The 16,506-nt window shown below is 69.5% G+C and carries 14 protein-coding genes; 7 read left to right on the top strand and 7 right to left on the bottom strand.

Features of this window, described 5'->3' with window-relative positions:
- Position 1: 1 nt before the first annotated feature.
- Positions 2–526: an XRE family transcriptional regulator gene (locus ACQI46_RS15095; protein ID WP_427094828.1), complete on the bottom strand. Its 525-nt coding sequence runs from the start codon at positions 524–526 to the stop codon at positions 2–4.
- Positions 523–3,423, bottom strand: a complete 2,901-nt coding sequence (locus ACQI46_RS15090) for an MMPL family transporter (protein ID WP_427094827.1) — start codon at positions 3,421–3,423, stop codon at positions 523–525. Before ACQI46_RS15090 ends, ACQI46_RS15095 begins: the two co-directional genes overlap by 4 nt.
- 189 nt (positions 3,424–3,612) lie before the next feature.
- Between ACQI46_RS15090 and ACQI46_RS15085 the strand changes: the two genes are divergently transcribed.
- The 4 genes from ACQI46_RS15085 to ACQI46_RS15070 all read left to right on the top strand — a co-directional run bounded on the left by ACQI46_RS15085 (position 3,613) and on the right by ACQI46_RS15070 (position 6,621).
- On the top strand, positions 3,613–4,050 hold the full coding sequence (locus tag ACQI46_RS15085) for a hemophore (protein WP_427094826.1): 438 nt from the start codon (positions 3,613–3,615) through the stop codon (positions 4,048–4,050).
- 71 nt (positions 4,051–4,121) lie between these two features.
- Positions 4,122–4,541, top strand: a complete 420-nt coding sequence (locus ACQI46_RS15080) for a hemophore-related protein (protein WP_427095070.1) — start codon at positions 4,122–4,124, stop codon at positions 4,539–4,541.
- A gap of 83 nt (positions 4,542–4,624) precedes the next feature.
- Positions 4,625–5,293, top strand: a complete 669-nt coding sequence (locus ACQI46_RS15075) for a response regulator transcription factor (RefSeq protein ID WP_427095069.1) — start codon at positions 4,625–4,627, stop codon at positions 5,291–5,293.
- A complete protein-coding gene (locus ACQI46_RS15070) occupies positions 5,290–6,621 on the top strand; it encodes a HAMP domain-containing sensor histidine kinase (protein WP_427094825.1) in 1,332 nt (443 codons plus the stop codon). The genes ACQI46_RS15075 and ACQI46_RS15070 overlap by 4 nt, the downstream gene beginning before the upstream one ends.
- Here the strand turns inward: ACQI46_RS15070 and ACQI46_RS15065 are convergent.
- Positions 6,584–6,973: a DUF3054 domain-containing protein gene (locus tag ACQI46_RS15065; RefSeq protein ID WP_427094824.1), complete on the bottom strand. Its 390-nt coding sequence runs from the start codon at positions 6,971–6,973 to the stop codon at positions 6,584–6,586. The genes ACQI46_RS15070 and ACQI46_RS15065 overlap by 38 nt on opposite strands.
- Before the next feature lie 106 nt (positions 6,974–7,079).
- Positions 7,080–8,240: a lysylphosphatidylglycerol synthase transmembrane domain-containing protein gene (locus tag ACQI46_RS15060; protein ID WP_427094823.1), complete on the bottom strand. Its 1,161-nt coding sequence runs from the start codon at positions 8,238–8,240 to the stop codon at positions 7,080–7,082.
- A 77-nt stretch (positions 8,241–8,317) separates the two neighbouring features.
- Here ACQI46_RS15060 and ACQI46_RS15055 point away from each other — a divergent pair, with 77 nt between their 5' ends.
- Complete coding sequence (locus ACQI46_RS15055) at positions 8,318–9,457, top strand: AI-2E family transporter (protein WP_427094822.1); 1,140 nt, start codon at positions 8,318–8,320, stop codon at positions 9,455–9,457.
- Between the two features lie 7 nt (positions 9,458–9,464).
- On the opposite strand, the gene ACQI46_RS15050 is transcribed toward ACQI46_RS15055, so the two are convergent.
- The 3 genes from ACQI46_RS15050 to trmB form a co-directional block, all read right to left on the bottom strand.
- Positions 9,465–12,419 (bottom strand): MMPL family transporter, encoded by a 2,955-nt coding sequence (locus ACQI46_RS15050; RefSeq protein ID WP_427094821.1) that lies wholly within the window; start codon positions 12,417–12,419, stop codon positions 9,465–9,467.
- Between the two features lie 74 nt (positions 12,420–12,493).
- Complete coding sequence (locus ACQI46_RS15045) at positions 12,494–13,174, bottom strand: NYN domain-containing protein (protein ID WP_427095068.1); 681 nt, start codon at positions 13,172–13,174, stop codon at positions 12,494–12,496.
- Positions 13,175–13,197: 23 nt separating this feature from the next.
- A complete protein-coding gene (gene trmB, locus ACQI46_RS15040) occupies positions 13,198–13,959 on the bottom strand; it encodes a tRNA (guanosine(46)-N7)-methyltransferase TrmB (RefSeq protein WP_427094820.1) in 762 nt (253 codons plus the stop codon).
- A gap of 174 nt (positions 13,960–14,133) precedes the next feature.
- Between trmB and ACQI46_RS15035 the strand changes: the two genes are divergently transcribed.
- Together ACQI46_RS15035 and ACQI46_RS15030 are read left to right on the top strand one after the other, a co-directional pair.
- Positions 14,134–15,087 carry a hypothetical protein gene (locus ACQI46_RS15035; RefSeq protein WP_427094819.1) on the top strand — a complete coding sequence of 318 codons (954 nt, stop codon included), beginning with the start codon at positions 14,134–14,136 and terminating at the stop codon, positions 15,085–15,087.
- Positions 15,084–16,430 (top strand): hypothetical protein, encoded by a 1,347-nt coding sequence (locus ACQI46_RS15030; RefSeq protein ID WP_427094818.1) that lies wholly within the window; start codon positions 15,084–15,086, stop codon positions 16,428–16,430. The genes ACQI46_RS15035 and ACQI46_RS15030 overlap by 4 nt, the downstream gene beginning before the upstream one ends.
- Positions 16,431–16,506: the final 76 nt, after the last annotated feature.

Raw genomic sequence — 16,506 nt, 5'->3', positions numbered from 1 at the left:
CCTATTGGCGCTGCTGACGCATCTTGGCGAAGCGCTCCGAGAGCCGGCCCATCCGGATCATCAGCGACGCCGGTGGGCTGACGCTGCCGCGCAGATAGTTGCCGAACTCGTCGGCGGGCACGCCGATCCGCGACGCGAACTCCTGCTCGCCCAGACCGGAGCGCTCCAACAGCAGGTGCACATGACGGGCCACCTCGGCGCGCTCGTTGGCCTCGAGATGCTCGCGGGTGCGCAGCAGCACCTCGGCCATGGCACGCGACACCCCGTAGGGCTGTGACGTTTCGAGCACCTCTTCGACCTGTCGGGCGGTACGGCCGAACGGGTCGCGTTTGATGGCGACGACGATGCGCTGCCACACCGCCAGGTCGTCCTTCTCCAGGGCGGCGCGGATGGCGGCAGTGGGCCAGAACTCGACCGGCCGGTCGCTGGGCACATGGTGTTCGGGCTCGTCGCGACGACCGCGCGCGGAACCGTTCTCCGGACCCGCGGCCCGGATGTCCCCCGTCACGTCAGGGGTCACCGTCACCTCGCTTCCTCCAGCATCGCCACTGCAACCGACAGACACCGCTGCCTGACCTTCGCCCACGCCGCCTCGGCATCGGCGCCCGAGAGGTCGGGCCCGTCGGCGGGCGTCGGGTCGGCCAGGCGGCGCACCAGCTGGGTTGCCACCCAGTGCTCGCGTGCCGGTTGACCACAGTAGTACCGGTCCATGCCGGCAAGCACTCCCGCCGCGGTCTGGACGTCCATCGAATCGACCAGTTCGGAGAACTCCCGGTAATCCCGGGCGCTGTTGCGCTGGACCATCAGGTAGCCCTTCAGCCGCAACGTCTCCGCACCGGTCGGGATCTGCAGCCGGTCACCGGTGGGCAACAGCACGTTCGTGGTCTCCAGCGGAGCCCGACGGGTCAACACGCCCTCGCCGGCGGCCGCCACGCTCACTGCGTCGAGCGCGACGTCGAGGCGACCGCGCCACATGGTCACCGGGTGCTTGGGCAGCTTCACCGCGACGGTCTTGCCGTGGGCCCTGTTGCCGACCGTGCCCGTGACACGGGCCTCGCCGCGCTTGATCCGGGCCGGCGACAGCGTCCCCGCAGGCCGATAACCGCTGAACGCCAACGGGTCGGCGACGGTGATCGCCTGCGGCACAAGCGTTTTGAGCTTCGCCGCGGATTTGACGACGGTGCGCAGATCCTGACCGGACGGGGCGAGTGCGGAGATGTCGTCGGGAATGATGATGAGGTCGCCGATGTCGGCCTTGGGGAGCGGCTTCTCGAAGTCCACCGACGGCAGGATGCGGTCCAGCCAGCGGGGCAGCCACCAGTTCCACTTGTCGAACATCGCCATCAGGGCGGGGACGAGCACCAGGCGCACCACCGTGGCGTCCACGGCGATCGCGACGGCCGACGCGACACCGAGCTGGGCCACCAGCGGCATGCCTGCGAACGCGAAACCGATGAACACCGCGATCATGATCAGCGCCGCACTGGTGATGGTGCGCGCGCTGGTGGACACGCCGTAGGCCACCGCGTCGCGGGTGTTGCCCGTCTGCAGGAAGCGTTCCCGGATCCGGGTGAGCAGGAAGATCTCGTAGTCCATCGACAGGCCGAATGTCAGCGCCAGCACCAGCGGCGGGATGGTGCTGTCCAGCGACGAGATCGGTTCGAAGCCCAACCCCGACAACCATCCCCACTGGAAGACGACGACCAGGCTGCCGTAGGCCGCGGCCACCGACAGCACGGTCATCAGCACACCCTTGAGCGCGAGCAGCACCGAACGGATGGAGATCAACAGCATCACGAACGCGATCAACGCGACGAACAGGAAGACCAACGGCTGGGTCGACGAGACCCGGTCGTCGAAGTCCTTGATCAGCGCCGTCGGTCCGCCCACGTCGATCTGCGCGCGGTCGCCGGCCACCGGCGGCAGCTGTTCGCGCAACCAGTCCACCGTTTCGCGGGCACCCATGTCCTCCGGGTCGACGGACAGCACCGCCGACAGCAGCGCGATGCGGTAATCGGTGCCGAACACCGGCGGAGACACCGACACCGTGTTGGGGGCCTGCGTCATCCGCTGCCGGATCTCGTTGAGCAGCGGTTCCTTCTCTGCTGCCGAGGCAGCGTTGCCGTCGGGGAAGGTGACCAGCACCCGAACCGGGCCGAGCGCCCCCGGACCCAACGCGACGGCGGCCGCGTTCACCCCGCCGCGCACCTCGTGGGTCGGCTCGAACTGGCGCTGCATGCTGTTGCCCAGCGTCATCGAGAACGCCGGCGCGGCCATCACCAGCAGAAGGGTCGCCGCCGTCAGGGCCGACACCCACGGCCGCCGCATCACCCAACCGGTCCAGCGCGTCCAGAATCTCGACTGCGTCGCATCGGCGCGGCGGCCCCACCGTAGGTAGGTCGACCGGCGCGCGGCGCGGCGGCCGAACGTGGCCAGAACCGCCGGCGTCAGCGTCGTCGACGTCAGGACGGCGACCGCCACCGCCAGGATCGCGCCGGTGGCCATCGACTGCAGTACCGGGGTGTTGATCAGGTACAGACCGGTGACCGACGCGATCACCGTCAACCCCGACAACACCACCGCCAGACCCGAGGTGGCCATCGCGGCATCAGCGGCATCCTGCGGTTCCCTGCCCGCGCGCAACTCCTCGCGGAAGCGCATGAGGATGAAGAGTGAATAGTCGATCGCCACCGCGATGCCGAACATCGACACCGTCGACGTCACGAACACCGACATCGTCGTGTGCATCGACAGTATGAAGACCATGCCCATGGTCACCGCGACCGTGCAGACGCCCAGCAACAGCGGCATCGCGGCCGCGGCCAGCGAACCGAACACGGCCAGCAGGATCAACAGGACGATCGGGAAGTTCCACTTCTCGGCCTGCGCGATGTCCTGTTTGGTGGCCTGCGTCGCCGCGGCGCCGAGCGCGCCCTGCCCGATCACATAGAGCCGGACCTTGCCGTTCTCCATCTCGCCGGCGTCGTCGCCGTCGATCCCGACCTTCTGGCGCAGCTGCTTGGCGATGTCGACCGCACCGGTGTTCTCGAAATCCAGCTGCAGCGTGATGACGTAGGGGCGGTCCGGCTGTGGCGGCGGCTGTTGCGGGTTCGGCATCACCGTGACACTGGGCACGTCGGCAACGAGCCGCTCCAGGTGCGCCACCGCGTTGTTCATGTCGTCGAACGACGCGTCGGCCCGCGGTGCGGCCACCAACGCCAAGGGGGAGGCGCCCTGATCGGGGAACTGAGCTTCCAATTGGTGCTGCACATACAGCGACTGCGAGCCCGCCACCTCGAAACCGCCGCCGGTCAGGTGCCCGGACTCGTTCATCGCCAGATACCCCGACGGCACCAGCAGCATCAACCAGACCGCGAACACCGCCCAGCGGAATCTACGCAGGGTGGCACTCACCCGCATCATGAACTGCTGGATGGAAGTCCCCGCTTTCTGCCTGGCGTTTCGTAGCGAAAGATTACACCCGGCTGCTGTAGGGTGTCGGGCTCCGGGAGGCCTGCCAGCAATGCCTCATCGACCTCTAATACATACCGATGGCAGGATCGCGGTGGGCTCGCCTTCGACACAGCGTTGGTGAACTGTTAGGAGTTCGTCATGGAAACGGTTCGTAGCGCCGCGATCGCGCTGGCAGCCACGTGCGCCGCGGCAGCACTGACCGGCACGGCGATGCCGACCGCGACGGCCGCGCCGGACCCGTGCGCAGCCAGCTCCATCGCCAAGACGGTCGGCATGGTGGCGGTCCACACCAGCAACTACCTCGAAGCCAACCCGGACACCGACGAGGCGCTGACCGCCATCGCCGGCCAGGGCAGCGGCCCGCAGGCCGTCGCCGCGGCCAAGGCGTACTTCGGCGCGAACCCGACCGTGGCCGGCGATCTGCAACGGCTGCAACAGCCGCTGGTGACGCTGTCCGGGCGCTGCAAGCTGCCGATCGACATGCCCGAACTGCTCGGATTGGTGCAGGCCGCCCAGACCCCGGCATCCACACCGGTTTCGCCACATGCCGGGAAAGTGGACGGTCATTCTGCTTAGCTTTCCTACGATGGTCTCGACCGGTGGCCGCACAGGCGCCCGGCAGCCATTTCGTCGAAGAAGGAGCGTTGATGTTGATTCCGGCCTCTACTGCGCGTCGGCTCGCCACCGGCGTCTTGGGCGCGGGCGCATGTGCCGGCGCCATGCTTTTCGGTGCTCTGCCCACGGCGTTCGCCCAGCCTGCCCAGCCTGCCCCGCCCGCCCAGCCTGACCCGCCGAACTGCACGGCAGCCGACTTCTCCGGTGTAGCCGCCGGTGTGTCCGCGGCGTCGTCGGCGTACCTGCACACCCATCCCGAGGTCAACGCGTTCTTCACCGATCTGCACGGCCTGCCGCGTGACCAGGTGCACGACAGGGTCGTCGAGTACATGAACGCCAATCCGCAGGTGCACGACGAAATCCTGGCCATCCGCCGCCCGCTGATCGACCTGAAGCATCGCTGCGGCTTCACCCCCGAGGGCCTCGACACCCCGTCGGATTACGACTCGTAACACCCGTGCGAGACAGGGTGGACACTCCGCCCGCTCGCGGAGCAGAGTCCTCCGCCACTGAGGGTGCCGGACGGACGGTGTTGATGGTCGACGACGACCCTGACGTCCGGACCTCGGTGGCCCGCGGGCTGCGGCATTCGGGATTCGACGTCCGCGTCGCGGCCAGCGGCAAGGAGGCGCTGCGGCTGCTGGCCAGCGAGTCGCACGACGCGCTGGTGCTCGACGTGCAGATGCCCGAGCTCGACGGCGTGGCGGTGGTGACGGCGCTGCGCGCGCTCGGCAACGACATCCCGATCTGTGTGCTCTCGGCCCGCGACACCGTCAACGACCGCATCGCCGGCCTGGAAGCCGGCGCCGACGACTACCTGACCAAGCCGTTCGATCTCGGTGAGCTGGTGGCCCGGCTGCACGCGCTGCTGCGGCGGGCGCACCACTCCGAGCCGCCGACGGACACCCTCACCGTGGGGTCGCTGACCATCGACACCGCCCGCCGCCTGGTGTTCGTCGCCGGCGAGCGAGTGGAACTGACCAAACGCGAATTCGACCTGCTCGCGGTCCTGGCCGACAACGCCGGCGTGGTGCTGAGCAGGCAGCGGCTGCTCGAGCTGGTGTGGGGTTACGACTTCGACGTCGACACCAACGTCGCCGACGTGTTCGTGTCGTACCTGCGGCGCAAACTCGAACGCGAAGGGCAGCCCCGCGTGATCCACACCGTGCGCGGTGTCGGTTACGTGCTGCGCGAAGATTCGTGAGGCTTCTGCGCCGCCTGCGTTCGGCGTCGTTGCGGACCCGCGTCGCCGTGGCCTCTGCGGCCGCGGCCGCGGCCGTGGTCGCGGTGTTCACCATCCTCACCTCGGTGGTCCTCGCGAACAACGATGCGGCACAACTGGATCGGCGCCTGGACGCGATCGTCGACGCGAGCATGTTCCCCGACCAACTGTCGGATCCGCGACGTGGTGTGCTGCAGACCGGACGGTCGCGTTCCACCGGCCAGGTGGTGTACCAGCGCGGGTTCCAGCTGCCGCCGTTGCCGCCGGGCACCGAGACCGTGATGGTCAACGACGTCGAGTACCGGGTCCGGACCATCGAGGTGCAACGCAATGGGGGAGTGCTGATCTCGGTCGGCATCCGCGCCGACAGCATCCTGCTCAACCCCGCCCGGGTGCCGCTGTACGTGGGCGTCGGTGTGATCACCGTGCTGTTCGCCGCGCTGCTGGGTTGGCTGCTCGCCGGCCCGGCGATCCGGCCGCTGAGGCGGCTGACCGAACACACCAAACGCCTCGGCCAGGGGACCGAGCAGATGCCGGCGGTGCACGGCGTGCGCGAGGCCGAGGAGTTGTCCGAGGCGATGAGCGCGATGCTGGACCGGCTTGCCGCCGCACAACGCGCCACGACGAATTCGCTGCAGGCCGCGCAGGATTTCGCCGCCAACGCCGCCCACGAGTTGCGTACACCGTTGACCGCGATGCGCGCCGACCTGGACACCCTGCGCATCCATGACCTGCCCGACGACGAACGCGCCGAAGTGGTCGCCGACCTGTCGAGGGCGCAGCGCCGCGTGGAGGCCATCATCACCGCGCTGGGTCAGTTGGCATCGGGCCAGCTCGCCCAGGTCGAGGACCGCGAGGTCATCGACCTGACCGCCATGCTCGACCGGGTGGCGCGCGAGAACATGCGCGTCAGCCGTGACGTCGACATCACCGTCGACGCGCCCGACGACCTGGGCGTCCTGCTGGGCTGGCCCGACGGGCTGCGGTTGGCGGTGGACAACCTGGTCCGCAACGCGATCACGCACGGCCGGGCCCGTCGGATCGTGCTGGCCGCGCGCCGCCGCGACGGCGAGGTGACGATCGTCGTCGACGACGACGGGCGCGGCCTGCCCGCCGAAGAACACCGCGCGGTGCTCGGCCGGTTCGCCCGCGGCAGCAACGCCGCACCGGGCGGCTCAGGTCTGGGGTTGGCGTTGGTGGCTCAGCAGGCCGAGTTGCACGGCGGCACTGTCGAACTGTCCGACAGTCCGCTCGGCGGCCTCCGGGCCACGATCACCGTCGCGACGACGCCTGCGCCGCAAGCTGATTGAGGGCTCGCCAACCCAACAGCAACGCCGCGGTGGTCAGCGACGCGACGACGATGAAGCTTGTCGCCGTTCCTGCCGAGGTGACCTTGCGTAGCAGCATGCCGACCACCACCGTGCACACCCACACCACGAGGCCGGTGGGCGCCAACGACGTCGGCCGCTGCCAGCCGCGGGCGAGCAGCCAGCCGGCCACCGTCCCGGTCAGGAAAGGCCATGCGGTCTCGGCGATCCCGCCGACGGTGAGTCCCTCGGCGTGACTGCGGCGGCCGATCGTGCAGAACACCACCACGCAGACGAGATCGGCGGCGAACGCCAAGGCAGCGGTGCGGCGGACGGATGGATCACGGTTCGGCATAGGTGCTCAATCGTAGACGGGTGCGCCCGACACCCGAGTGTGCGCTCAGGGCGACGACGCGCGCCGACCGTGCGCACAGGGCGGCGAAACTACGGAATCACCGCCCTCAGCGCACATTCGGCGACGCTTCCGGCGGGTGCGGCGCCTCGGGATCCGGGCTGAACAGCACCGGCACCGCGAGCGGCGAATCCGCCACGGCGACAGCTGATCCCGCGGAATCCGGGTCGATCTCGCTTTCCGTGCGGAACATGAAGAAGAACATCACCCAGCCGGCCGCCGAGATGAAGATCCAGCTGACCAACCGGTACACGAGCATTGCCGAGATCGCCGCGGCCAGCGTCATCCCGCTGGACACCAGCCCGGGCACCAGCACCGCCTCCACCACCAGCAGCCCGCCCGGCATCAGCGGAATGGAGCCGACAGCGCGGGCCGCGGCGTAGGCGACCGTCACCCCGGCCAGCGAAGGATGGCCGCCCACCGCGTAGCAGGCGAACAACAGACAGGCCACGTCGGCGACCCAATTGAACAGCGACCAGCTGAACGCCTCGCCGAGGTCGCGGCGACCCAGTTGCACGGACTTCAGCTGGGTGAGGATCTCGCGCCACTTCGCCAGCCCGGTGTCGGCGGCCTTGCCGCGCACGGAGTTCACCCACGTCAGCACCCGCACCCCGATGCCGTCGATGAGCTCCGGCCGCCCGGCCACTGCCTGCGCGAGCAGAACCAGCGCGAGGAACCCGCCGAGCGAGAACAGCAGCGACAGCGGATTCTCCCCGGCGCCGAGCAGGAACGCCCCGCCCAGACCCAGCAGCGCCAGACCGATGACCTGCAGCACCCCCGACATCACCAGCTGCCACGACGCGACCAGCGGCGACGCGCCCCACAGGCGCTGCTGACGGTAGATGAACGTGGCCGAGAGCACCGGCCCGCCGGGCAGCGTCGTCGACAGCGCATTGCCCGCGTAAAAGGCTGCCTCCGACCGCCATTGACGCACCGGCACACCCGCCGACCGCAGCAGTGTGCGCTGGATCTGAGCGAAGCTGTGCATCGATGCCATCGCGGCGGCCACGGCGGCCAGCACCCACAGGAAGTCAGCGGTGTAGAGGCTGCGCCAGGCCTTGGCGAGCTGGTCGTGTACCAGCGCCACCTCGACGGTCAGCACGATCACCGCAACACCGATCAGGGCCCAACGCACCCACCAGTACCTGCCCCGGGCGGGAGCGTCGGCGGCCGGCACCGCGGTGTCGCCGGCAAGGGCGTCGTCTGACACGCCCTACACAGTAGGACGCCGCCGGCCGGATTCCGTAGTTCGGAATCAGGATCTGGCCGGGCCGTTACGCTACCGGAATGTCTGCCCCCTCCGATGCTGGCGCCACCGAGGACTCGGTCAGCCCGCTGGTACGAAAAGCAGCCGCGTGGTCGTGGCGGTTGCTGGTCATCGGTGCCGCGATCATCGCGCTGCTGTGGCTGATCCTGCGCTTGGAGGTGCTGACCGTCCCGGTTGCCCTGGCCACCATCGTCGCGGCGCTCCTGATGCCGGTGGTGGACTTCCTGGACCGCCGGGGCGCGCCGCGTGGCGGTGCGGTCGCACTGGTGCTGCTCAGCGGGTTCGCGGTGTTCGGCGGGTTGCTCACGTTCGTGGTCAACCAGTTCATCAAGGGTGTCCCCGACCTTGTCGGTCAGGTGACCACCAGCATCGACGGCCTGGTCAGCTGGCTGACCGACGGGCCGCTCGATGTCAGCCCCCAGCAGATCAACCAGGCCCGCGACGCCGCCATCGAAGCGCTGAGCAACAACCAGGAGCGGCTGACCACCGGCGCGCTGTCGACGGCGGGCACCGTGACCGAGATCGTCACCGGCGCGCTGCTGATGCTGTTCACGCTGATCTTCCTGCTGCACGGCGGGCGCAACATCTTCGCGTTCATCACCCAGATCTTCCCGACGCACATCCGCGCCCGGGTGCGCGACGCCGGCCGCGCCGGCTTCCACTCGCTGATCGGCTACGTGCGGGCCACGTTCCTGGTGGCGCTCGTCGACGCCGTGGGCATCGGCGTCGGCCTGGCGATCATGGGGATCCCGCTGGCTCTGCCGCTGGCGTCGCTGGTGTTCCTCGGCGCGTTCATCCCGCTGGTCGGTGCGGTGGTCACCGGTTTCCTCGCGGTCATCGTCGCGCTGATCGCCAAGGGCTGGATCTACGCGCTGATCACGCTGGGCCTCATCATCGCGGTGCAGCAGCTCGAAGGCCATGTGCTGCAGCCGCTGGTGATGGGCCGGGCCGTGTCGATCCATCCGCTGGCGATCGTGCTGGTGATCGCCGGGGGAGCGGTGCTCGCCGGAATCGTCGGCGCGCTGCTGGCCGTGCCGGCCCTGGCGTTCATCAACAGCGTCACCCGCGTACTCATGGCCGAGGACCCCGACAAAGAGAAAGCGGCGATGGAAGCCGAGGAGGGCCCGCGCGTCGCTGCGGAACCCGACGACGTGGAGTGACTACGGCCTAGAGCCGGCCCTCCCGGCGCAGCAGCTCCTGCGCGCTCAGCCCGTTGCTGCCTCGATCCTCGGCGCGGGTGTTGAGCTTCTCGGTCGCGGCGTCGGCGTCGGTCTTGCGCGGCGTCGGGATGGCGCGGGTCTCGGCGTCGTCGTCGGACTCGCTCGGACGGGCCGCCGGCATCGCGGTGGTCGGCTCGTTGGCGGCGGGGTCCGGCATGGCCCGGGTGGGTTCGGCCGACGGCTGCGGCTTGGGCGCAGGCCGCGCGGCCTGACCCTGCGAACCGCCGCTGCGCAGATCCCCGAGCCACGACTCGATCTCGCGCTGCTCGCGCGCCGGAGGTGCCGCGGGCGCCGACGACGATTCCGATTCCGGCGTCGATTTCTGCCCACGCTGGGACACGCTGCTGACCGCATTGCGCACCGTGTTGAGCGCCGCGGTCTTGGCCGCCGAGAGACGCGTGGTCTGCGGCTCCTCCTCCGCGGGCCCACCGGGGCGCGCGGGTTCGCGCGGAATCCGGGTGGTGCCTGCGGCGGACGGGTCACCGGCGCGCGGTATGCGGGCGGTCGGGCCGGCCGGCATCGGATGACCCGGGTCGTGTGGCGCCCGCGGTCGCATCACCGGGGGGCCGCCGGCACCGACCAGCGCTTCGGCCGGTGCGTTGTCCCGCACGACCGGGCGCTTGCGCTCGTCGGGCAGTTCGGTCTCGCCGAGGCCGAGCTTCTCCTGGACCCGTTTCATCCACCGCGGTGCCCACCAGCAGTCGTCGCCCAGCAGCTTCATGATCGCCGGCACCAGGAACATCCGGATGATCGTCGCGTCCAGCAGCAGCGCAATCAGCAGGCCGAAGGCCAGGTACTTCATCATCACCAGGTCGGAGAACACGAACGCCCCGGCGACCACGGCCAGCACCAGCGCCGCACCGGTGATCAGACGTCCGGTGGTGGCGGTGCCGATGCGGATGGCCTCAGCGGTCGACATGCCACGCTCGCGCGCCTCCACCATCCGGGAGACCAGGAACACCTCGTAGTCGGTGGACAGACCCCAGATCACCGCGATGATCAGGCCGATCATCGGCGCCATCAGCGGCTGCGGGGTGTAGTTCATGATCCCGGACCCGTGCCCGTCGACGAACATCCACGTCAGGATGCCCATCGTCGAACCGAGCGTCAGCGCGCTCATCAAGGCGGCCTTGATGGGCAACACGATGGACCCGAACGCCAGGAACATCAGGATGGTCGTGGTGATGATCAGGACGACCACCATCAGCGGGAGCTTGTCGAACAGGCTGTGAATACTGTCCTGCTCCAGCGCGGGCGTGCCGCCGACGGAGATGTCGATGCCGCGCGGCGGCTGGATCGAGCGCAGCTCCTCGATCTTCTGCGACGCGTCGTTGCGGTTCACCAGGCCGTTCTGGATCACCCGGATCGACGGATCCTCCGAACCGCCCTCCTGCACGGAGCGTTCCTGCCACATCTTGGTGGGATCGTCGTCGGGAACGATGAACCCGTTGAACGTCATCGCCTTCGCGCGAATCTCGGCGAGCTGCTGGTCGGTGACCGGCTCACCGTCCTGCCGCTCCACCACCAGGGTCAGCGGTTCGGTGCGGAACGTCGGGAAGTTGCGGTCGAAGTCTTCCTGCGCCAGCCGGACAGGGTTGTCGGGCGGCAGGTACTTCTCGCTGATGCCTCCGAGGGACAGCGATCCCAGCGGGATCACCAGCAGGATCATCACGATCAAAATCGGTGTGGCGAACGCGATCGGGCGCTTCATCACCACGTTGACCAGGCGCCCCCAGAAGCCCTTCTCCACTTCGGCACGCGTCTTGGTCTTCTGCGTCTTCTCGGCCAGCCACTCCAGGTACACCCGCATCGGCTTCCAGTTCCGGAAGGCGGGAATCCGCAGCAGGGTGCGCACCCCGAGCGCGTCGACGTTGCGACCCAGGATCGCGAACGTGGCAGGCAGCACGGTCACCGACAGGATCGCCGCGAGCATGACCGAGGCGATGATCGCGTAGGTGATCGACTTCAGGAAGCCCTGCGGGAACAGCAGCAGCGGCACCGACGAGGCCACCAGGATGACCGCGGAGAACATGACCGTCCGCCCCGACGTCATCACCGTGCGCCGCACCGCGGCCTCGGTGTCGTAGCCCTCGGCGATCTCTTCGCGGAACCGGCTCACCATGAACAGGCCGTAGTCGATCGCGATGCCGAGACCCATCAGCGTGACCACCGGTTGGGCGAAGAAGTGCACCGGCATGAACTCGGCGAACAGCCGCATGATGCCCAGCGCGCCGGCGATGGTGAGGCCGCCGATGATGGCGGGCAGCGCGGCGGCGATGACACCGCCGAACACAAAGAACAGAACCACCGCCACCAGGGGGATCGCCGCGACCTCCGCGCGGCGCTGGTCCTCGCCGATGGTGCCGGTCAACTCACTGGCCAGCGGCTGCAGACCGGCCAACTGGATGCGGCCGTCGTTGACCTGCTCCAACGCCGGTTCGATGGCCTGGAAATTCTTGAGGATCGCGTCGTCGTCGTCACCCTTGAGCGGGATGCTGATGAACGTCTTCGAGCCGTCCGCGGTCTTCATCTGCTGCACGGTCTCGGACGCCGCGTCCGGTGCGCGCAGCCAGCCGACCCAGCTGACGATCTGGTCGGGATTGTCCTCGACCAGGGTGTTCAGCTCATCGGTGACGCTCTTGATCCATTCCGGGTTCTCGACCGTCTCGCCGTCGGGCGGCGTCAGGATCGCCACCACATGGCTGGTCCGGTCGCGACCGTAGACCTCGTCCGAGACGACGGAGGCATGCACCGACTGGCTGCCCTCGTCATAGAAACCGCTCTGCGTGACGTGCTGTCCCAGACTGATGCCGTAGACGCCGCCGCCCAGGCACAGTGCAACCATGACACCGATCACTATGTATCGGTACTGGTACACCGTTCGACCCCACCAGGCGAACACGTATTAGCTCCTAACCATCTTCGACACTTCGTGCCATCGGCCCGCGCATGTCGGGAAACCCAGGCTCCACATTGCTAGACACGCGAGGCCAGTAGCGAGGACAGCGGCCGGAATGGCTGCAGCCAGGCGCCCTGCTCCGGTAGTGAGTCAAGGCCGATCCGCGGTAGCGGTTCCCGGAAGACACCGTCGATGTCCTCCAGGTCGACGAAGTCCAAGGTATCCGACGCTAACGCCCAACTGGCATGTTCGCGAAATCCGAGGACCTGAACCGCGACCCCGTCGCGTGCGATCTCCTCCAACGGCGTTTTGAACGCCTGGCCGTCAGCGGAGGCGACCAGCAGGCCGGCCAGTCCCTCGCTGTACCGCAGGGCGATGTGTTCCAGCATGTCCGAGTCGACGTCGCTGTCCTCGTCGATCTTCGGTTTGGCGAACACCGCGAAGCCCACGTTGCGCAGTGCCTCCACCCAGGGCCGGACGACGTCGGCGCTCCCGGGCGCGATGTTGGTGAACACGCAGGCCTCGGGTTCCAGCGACACCGTCTCGCCCTGCTGGGCGCGCTGCGCCGACAACTCGGCGGTGCGGCCCAGCAGCCAGCGGCCCAGCGCGTCGAACCTGGGGCGGTGCGCCGCGGTGGGCCGTCCCCCGAGGATCGAGCCGAGACCCATGTCGAGGTTGGGCGCGTCCCAGACGAGCAGGACCCGCAGGCTCGGCGGAGCCGACGGTTCGGCGTGCTCCTCGCCGGGGACCTCGGTCATCGTCTCGAGGTTGTCGGTGACACTCATGTTCTCTCCCAGAGCAGCTCGGTCACGATGGGACCGGCCAGGGCCTTGCGCTCGTACTTCGTCACCGGGCGGGCCACCGAGATGGGCAGCCCGGGAGTGTCGACGGTGACCCGGCGCAGCCGCGGTTCGTTGTCGCCGACCTCGGCGATGTGTTCGGCGTACCCGGTGTGGTCGGTGGCCGCGTGGAGAAGCCCGCCCGGTTTGAGCCGGTCGGCGATCAACCCCACGACCTCGGGCTGCAGCAGGCGCCGCTTGTGGTGACGGGCCTTGGGCCACGGGTCCGGGAAGAAGACGCGCACCCCGGTCAACGAGGCCGTGCCGAACATGTGGGTGAGGACGTCGACGCCGTCGCCGCGGATCAACCGGATGTTGGTGATGCCTTCTCGATCGATCGCACCGAGCAGCTGCGCCAACCCGCGCCGGTACACCTCGACGGCCACCACGTCGATGTCCGGCTCGTCCTGGGCCATCGCCAGCGTCGAGGTGCCTGTTCCGCAGCCGATCTCCAGCACCACCGGAGCGTGGCGGCCGAACCACGCATCGGTGTCGAGCAGACCGGACGGCTGATCGCCCTCGCGGGCCTGCGTGCCCATGACGGGCCACAGCCGGTCCCAGATCGCCTGCTGGTTGTCCGAGATCGTGGACCGTCGGGCACGGAAACTGGTGACCCGGCGGTGGAAGTGCGGGGACGGGTCCGACGACGCCGGCGCATCGGCGACCTCAGAACCCGGGACGTGCATCCGTCCATCGTCGCTCATCAACACCTCACTCCCCGCATCGTGTTACAGATTGATACCCAACAGTTGCCTGCCCCGCCCTGACCACGGGTTACCGCTCACAAAAAGTGTCCGGAGCAGCCTCGGCCAGGTGCCAGGATCTCTGTCAGGGACGGCATCGGCCTGTCCCGGCAGGGGGCGCTCATCTTCTTCGACGTGTTGGCGGATTTCGCCGCGACGGTGCAGGACCCGCGCGTCGCGGCCATCCACCGGCGCTTCGACGTGCCTGCCAGGGTAGCGGTGCGCGGACGCGCGGGGGTGGGACGCGCGGCCGTCGCCGCGGCGCTGACGTCGGCCGGCGTCTCGGTGGTCCGTGAGGGGCCCGCCGATGTCGACGTGGTGGTGGTCGCCGAGACCGGCAAGCCCGAGGACCGCGCGATGCTGGCCCGCCGCGGTGCGTCGCTGGTGGTGTTGAACAAGGCCGACCTGGCCGGGGTCGGTCCCGGCGGGCCGCTGGCTGTCGCAGCGCGCCGCGCAGCGGATCTCGCCGCGGCATGGGGTTGCGTCGTCGTCCCGATGGTCGCCCATCTGGCGACGGTGACTCTCGACCAGCCACTGACCACGGCCCTGCAAGTGCTGACAGAGCATCCCGCGGACATGACCTCGGTGGACGCGTTCGTCGCGGGCGACCACCCGCTGGACGCCGACGTGCGCGCCCGGCTGCTGGCCGCGCTGGACCGGTTCGGCCTGGCACACGCGGTGCTCGCCATCGCCGACGGCGCCACCGCCGACGCGGTCGCCGCCCGCTTACGCCGGGTCAGCGGCGTGGACTCGGCCGCCGCAGCCATCCGGGCCGCCGCGGCACCGGTCCGCTGGCGCGCGGTGAGCGCCGCGCTGCGCGAGTTGCGGCTGCTGGCGGTCCGCACCCGGGACGACGCTCTCGACGAGTTCCTGGCCGGCGACGCCGTCGTCGTCGCGGTGATGGCGGCGGCGGTGGACGTCGTGGAGGCGGCCGGCGCCGCCGTGGACCGAGGCGACGACGCCGAGGCGCACCTGCGTCGCGCCGTGCAGTGGCGGCGGTATGGGTGCGGTCCGGTCGACCCGGTGCACGCGGCATGCGCGTCGGCGATCAGCCGGGGGTCATTGCGTCTGCTGGCGAGAACAGCGTGAGCGACTTCGAGAGCGAACCGCCGGGGGTGCAGCGACGGGACGTCGTGCTGGTCGCCGGTCCGCCCGCGGCGGGACATCGCGCCGTGCTGGCCCGGCTGCGGGAACGGTTGCCGGGACATCGCTTCGTCGGCGTGACCGAGCTCGTCGACGGCGAAGCGCCGGCGCTGGTGGTGTTCGTGGCCTCGGCCGTCGCCGTGGTCACCGGGTCCGACTGCGCCCTGGCGCGGCACCTGGCCCGGTACACCGCCGCGGTCGTCGGCGTCGTGTCCAAGATCGACGACCACCGGAGCTGGCGGTCGGTGCTGGCCGCTGATCGCGACGCGCTCAGCGACCTGGTCTGGGTCGGTGCGGCGGCCGCGCCTCGGCTCGGACCGCCGGAGGTCGACGACCTCGTCGCCGTGGTCGCCGGAATGCTCGCCGACCCCGCGCTCGCGACTCGAAACCGTTTGCACGCGTGGCACTTCGAACTGACCGCGGAGCTGGCGCACGAACAGGCGGCCGCGGCGGGGCGGAGTGCGCGCACCGCGGCGTTGCAGCAGCGTCGTCGGGAACTGCTGCGCGAACAGCGGCAGGCCCGCACCGAACGTGCCATCGCCGGCCGCCACGCCGTGGCCCGGGCACGGCTGGAACTGAGCGCGACCGTGCAGCACCGCTGTGCCTGCGTGCGTGAGGAATTGAGCTCTGCCGCCGCGCAGGCCGACCGCCGCGCGCTCGCCGACATCACGCGCCGCGTCCCCGAGGAGCTTGCCGCCGCGTGCGTCGACATCGATGAGGCGATCGCGTCCGAGTTGGCAGGGCTGTCCGATACGCCGATCCGACGACGTCGCCTCGCCCTGGATCTGCCGGCGCCGCCGGTGCGGTCGCGCCGGTTGGAGACCCAGTTGATGACGGTGCTGGGCGCCGGGTTCGGTCTCGGGGTCGCGTTGGCGTCGACGCGGCTGGTGGCCGGTGTCGCCCCGAGCGGCACGGTCGCGGCCGTGCTGGTGGGGTTGCTCGCAGGTGCGGCCGTCACAGTTTGGGTGGTGCGCACCCGCGGGCTGCTGCACGACCGGGTGACGCTGGAACGCTGGATCGGGCAGGCGACCCGCGCGCTGCGCAGTGCCGCAGACATAGAGGTGGCCGAGCGGGTGCTGGCCGTCGAGTCCGCGATCGCGACGGCAACAGCGGCCGCGGACGACGCCCTGGGTGATGCGGTCGCCGACCTCGACGCCGAACTGCGTCGACAGCGCAGCGAAGCGGAGGCAGCCGAGGCTGCGTGCACCCGCGTCCGCGCTTCCCGGCAACAGCGTCTGGACGCGCTGGCGGTCGTGAGAGGGTCGCCGCCGACGGTTACCCGTCAGTAGCACCATCTGCCGGCGGCGTTCTGAATCGGTCCTGAGATTGATTGGACATAGTCCTGATTAACCGCGGGTACGCCCA

This window comes from Mycobacterium sp. SMC-4 (assembly GCF_050205565.1).
In the GTDB taxonomy this organism is placed as follows: domain Bacteria; phylum Actinomycetota; class Actinomycetes; order Mycobacteriales; family Mycobacteriaceae; genus Mycobacterium.
The sequence above is the reverse complement of the archived record's forward strand: the minus strand, read 5'-3'. Positions and strand labels throughout refer to the sequence as shown.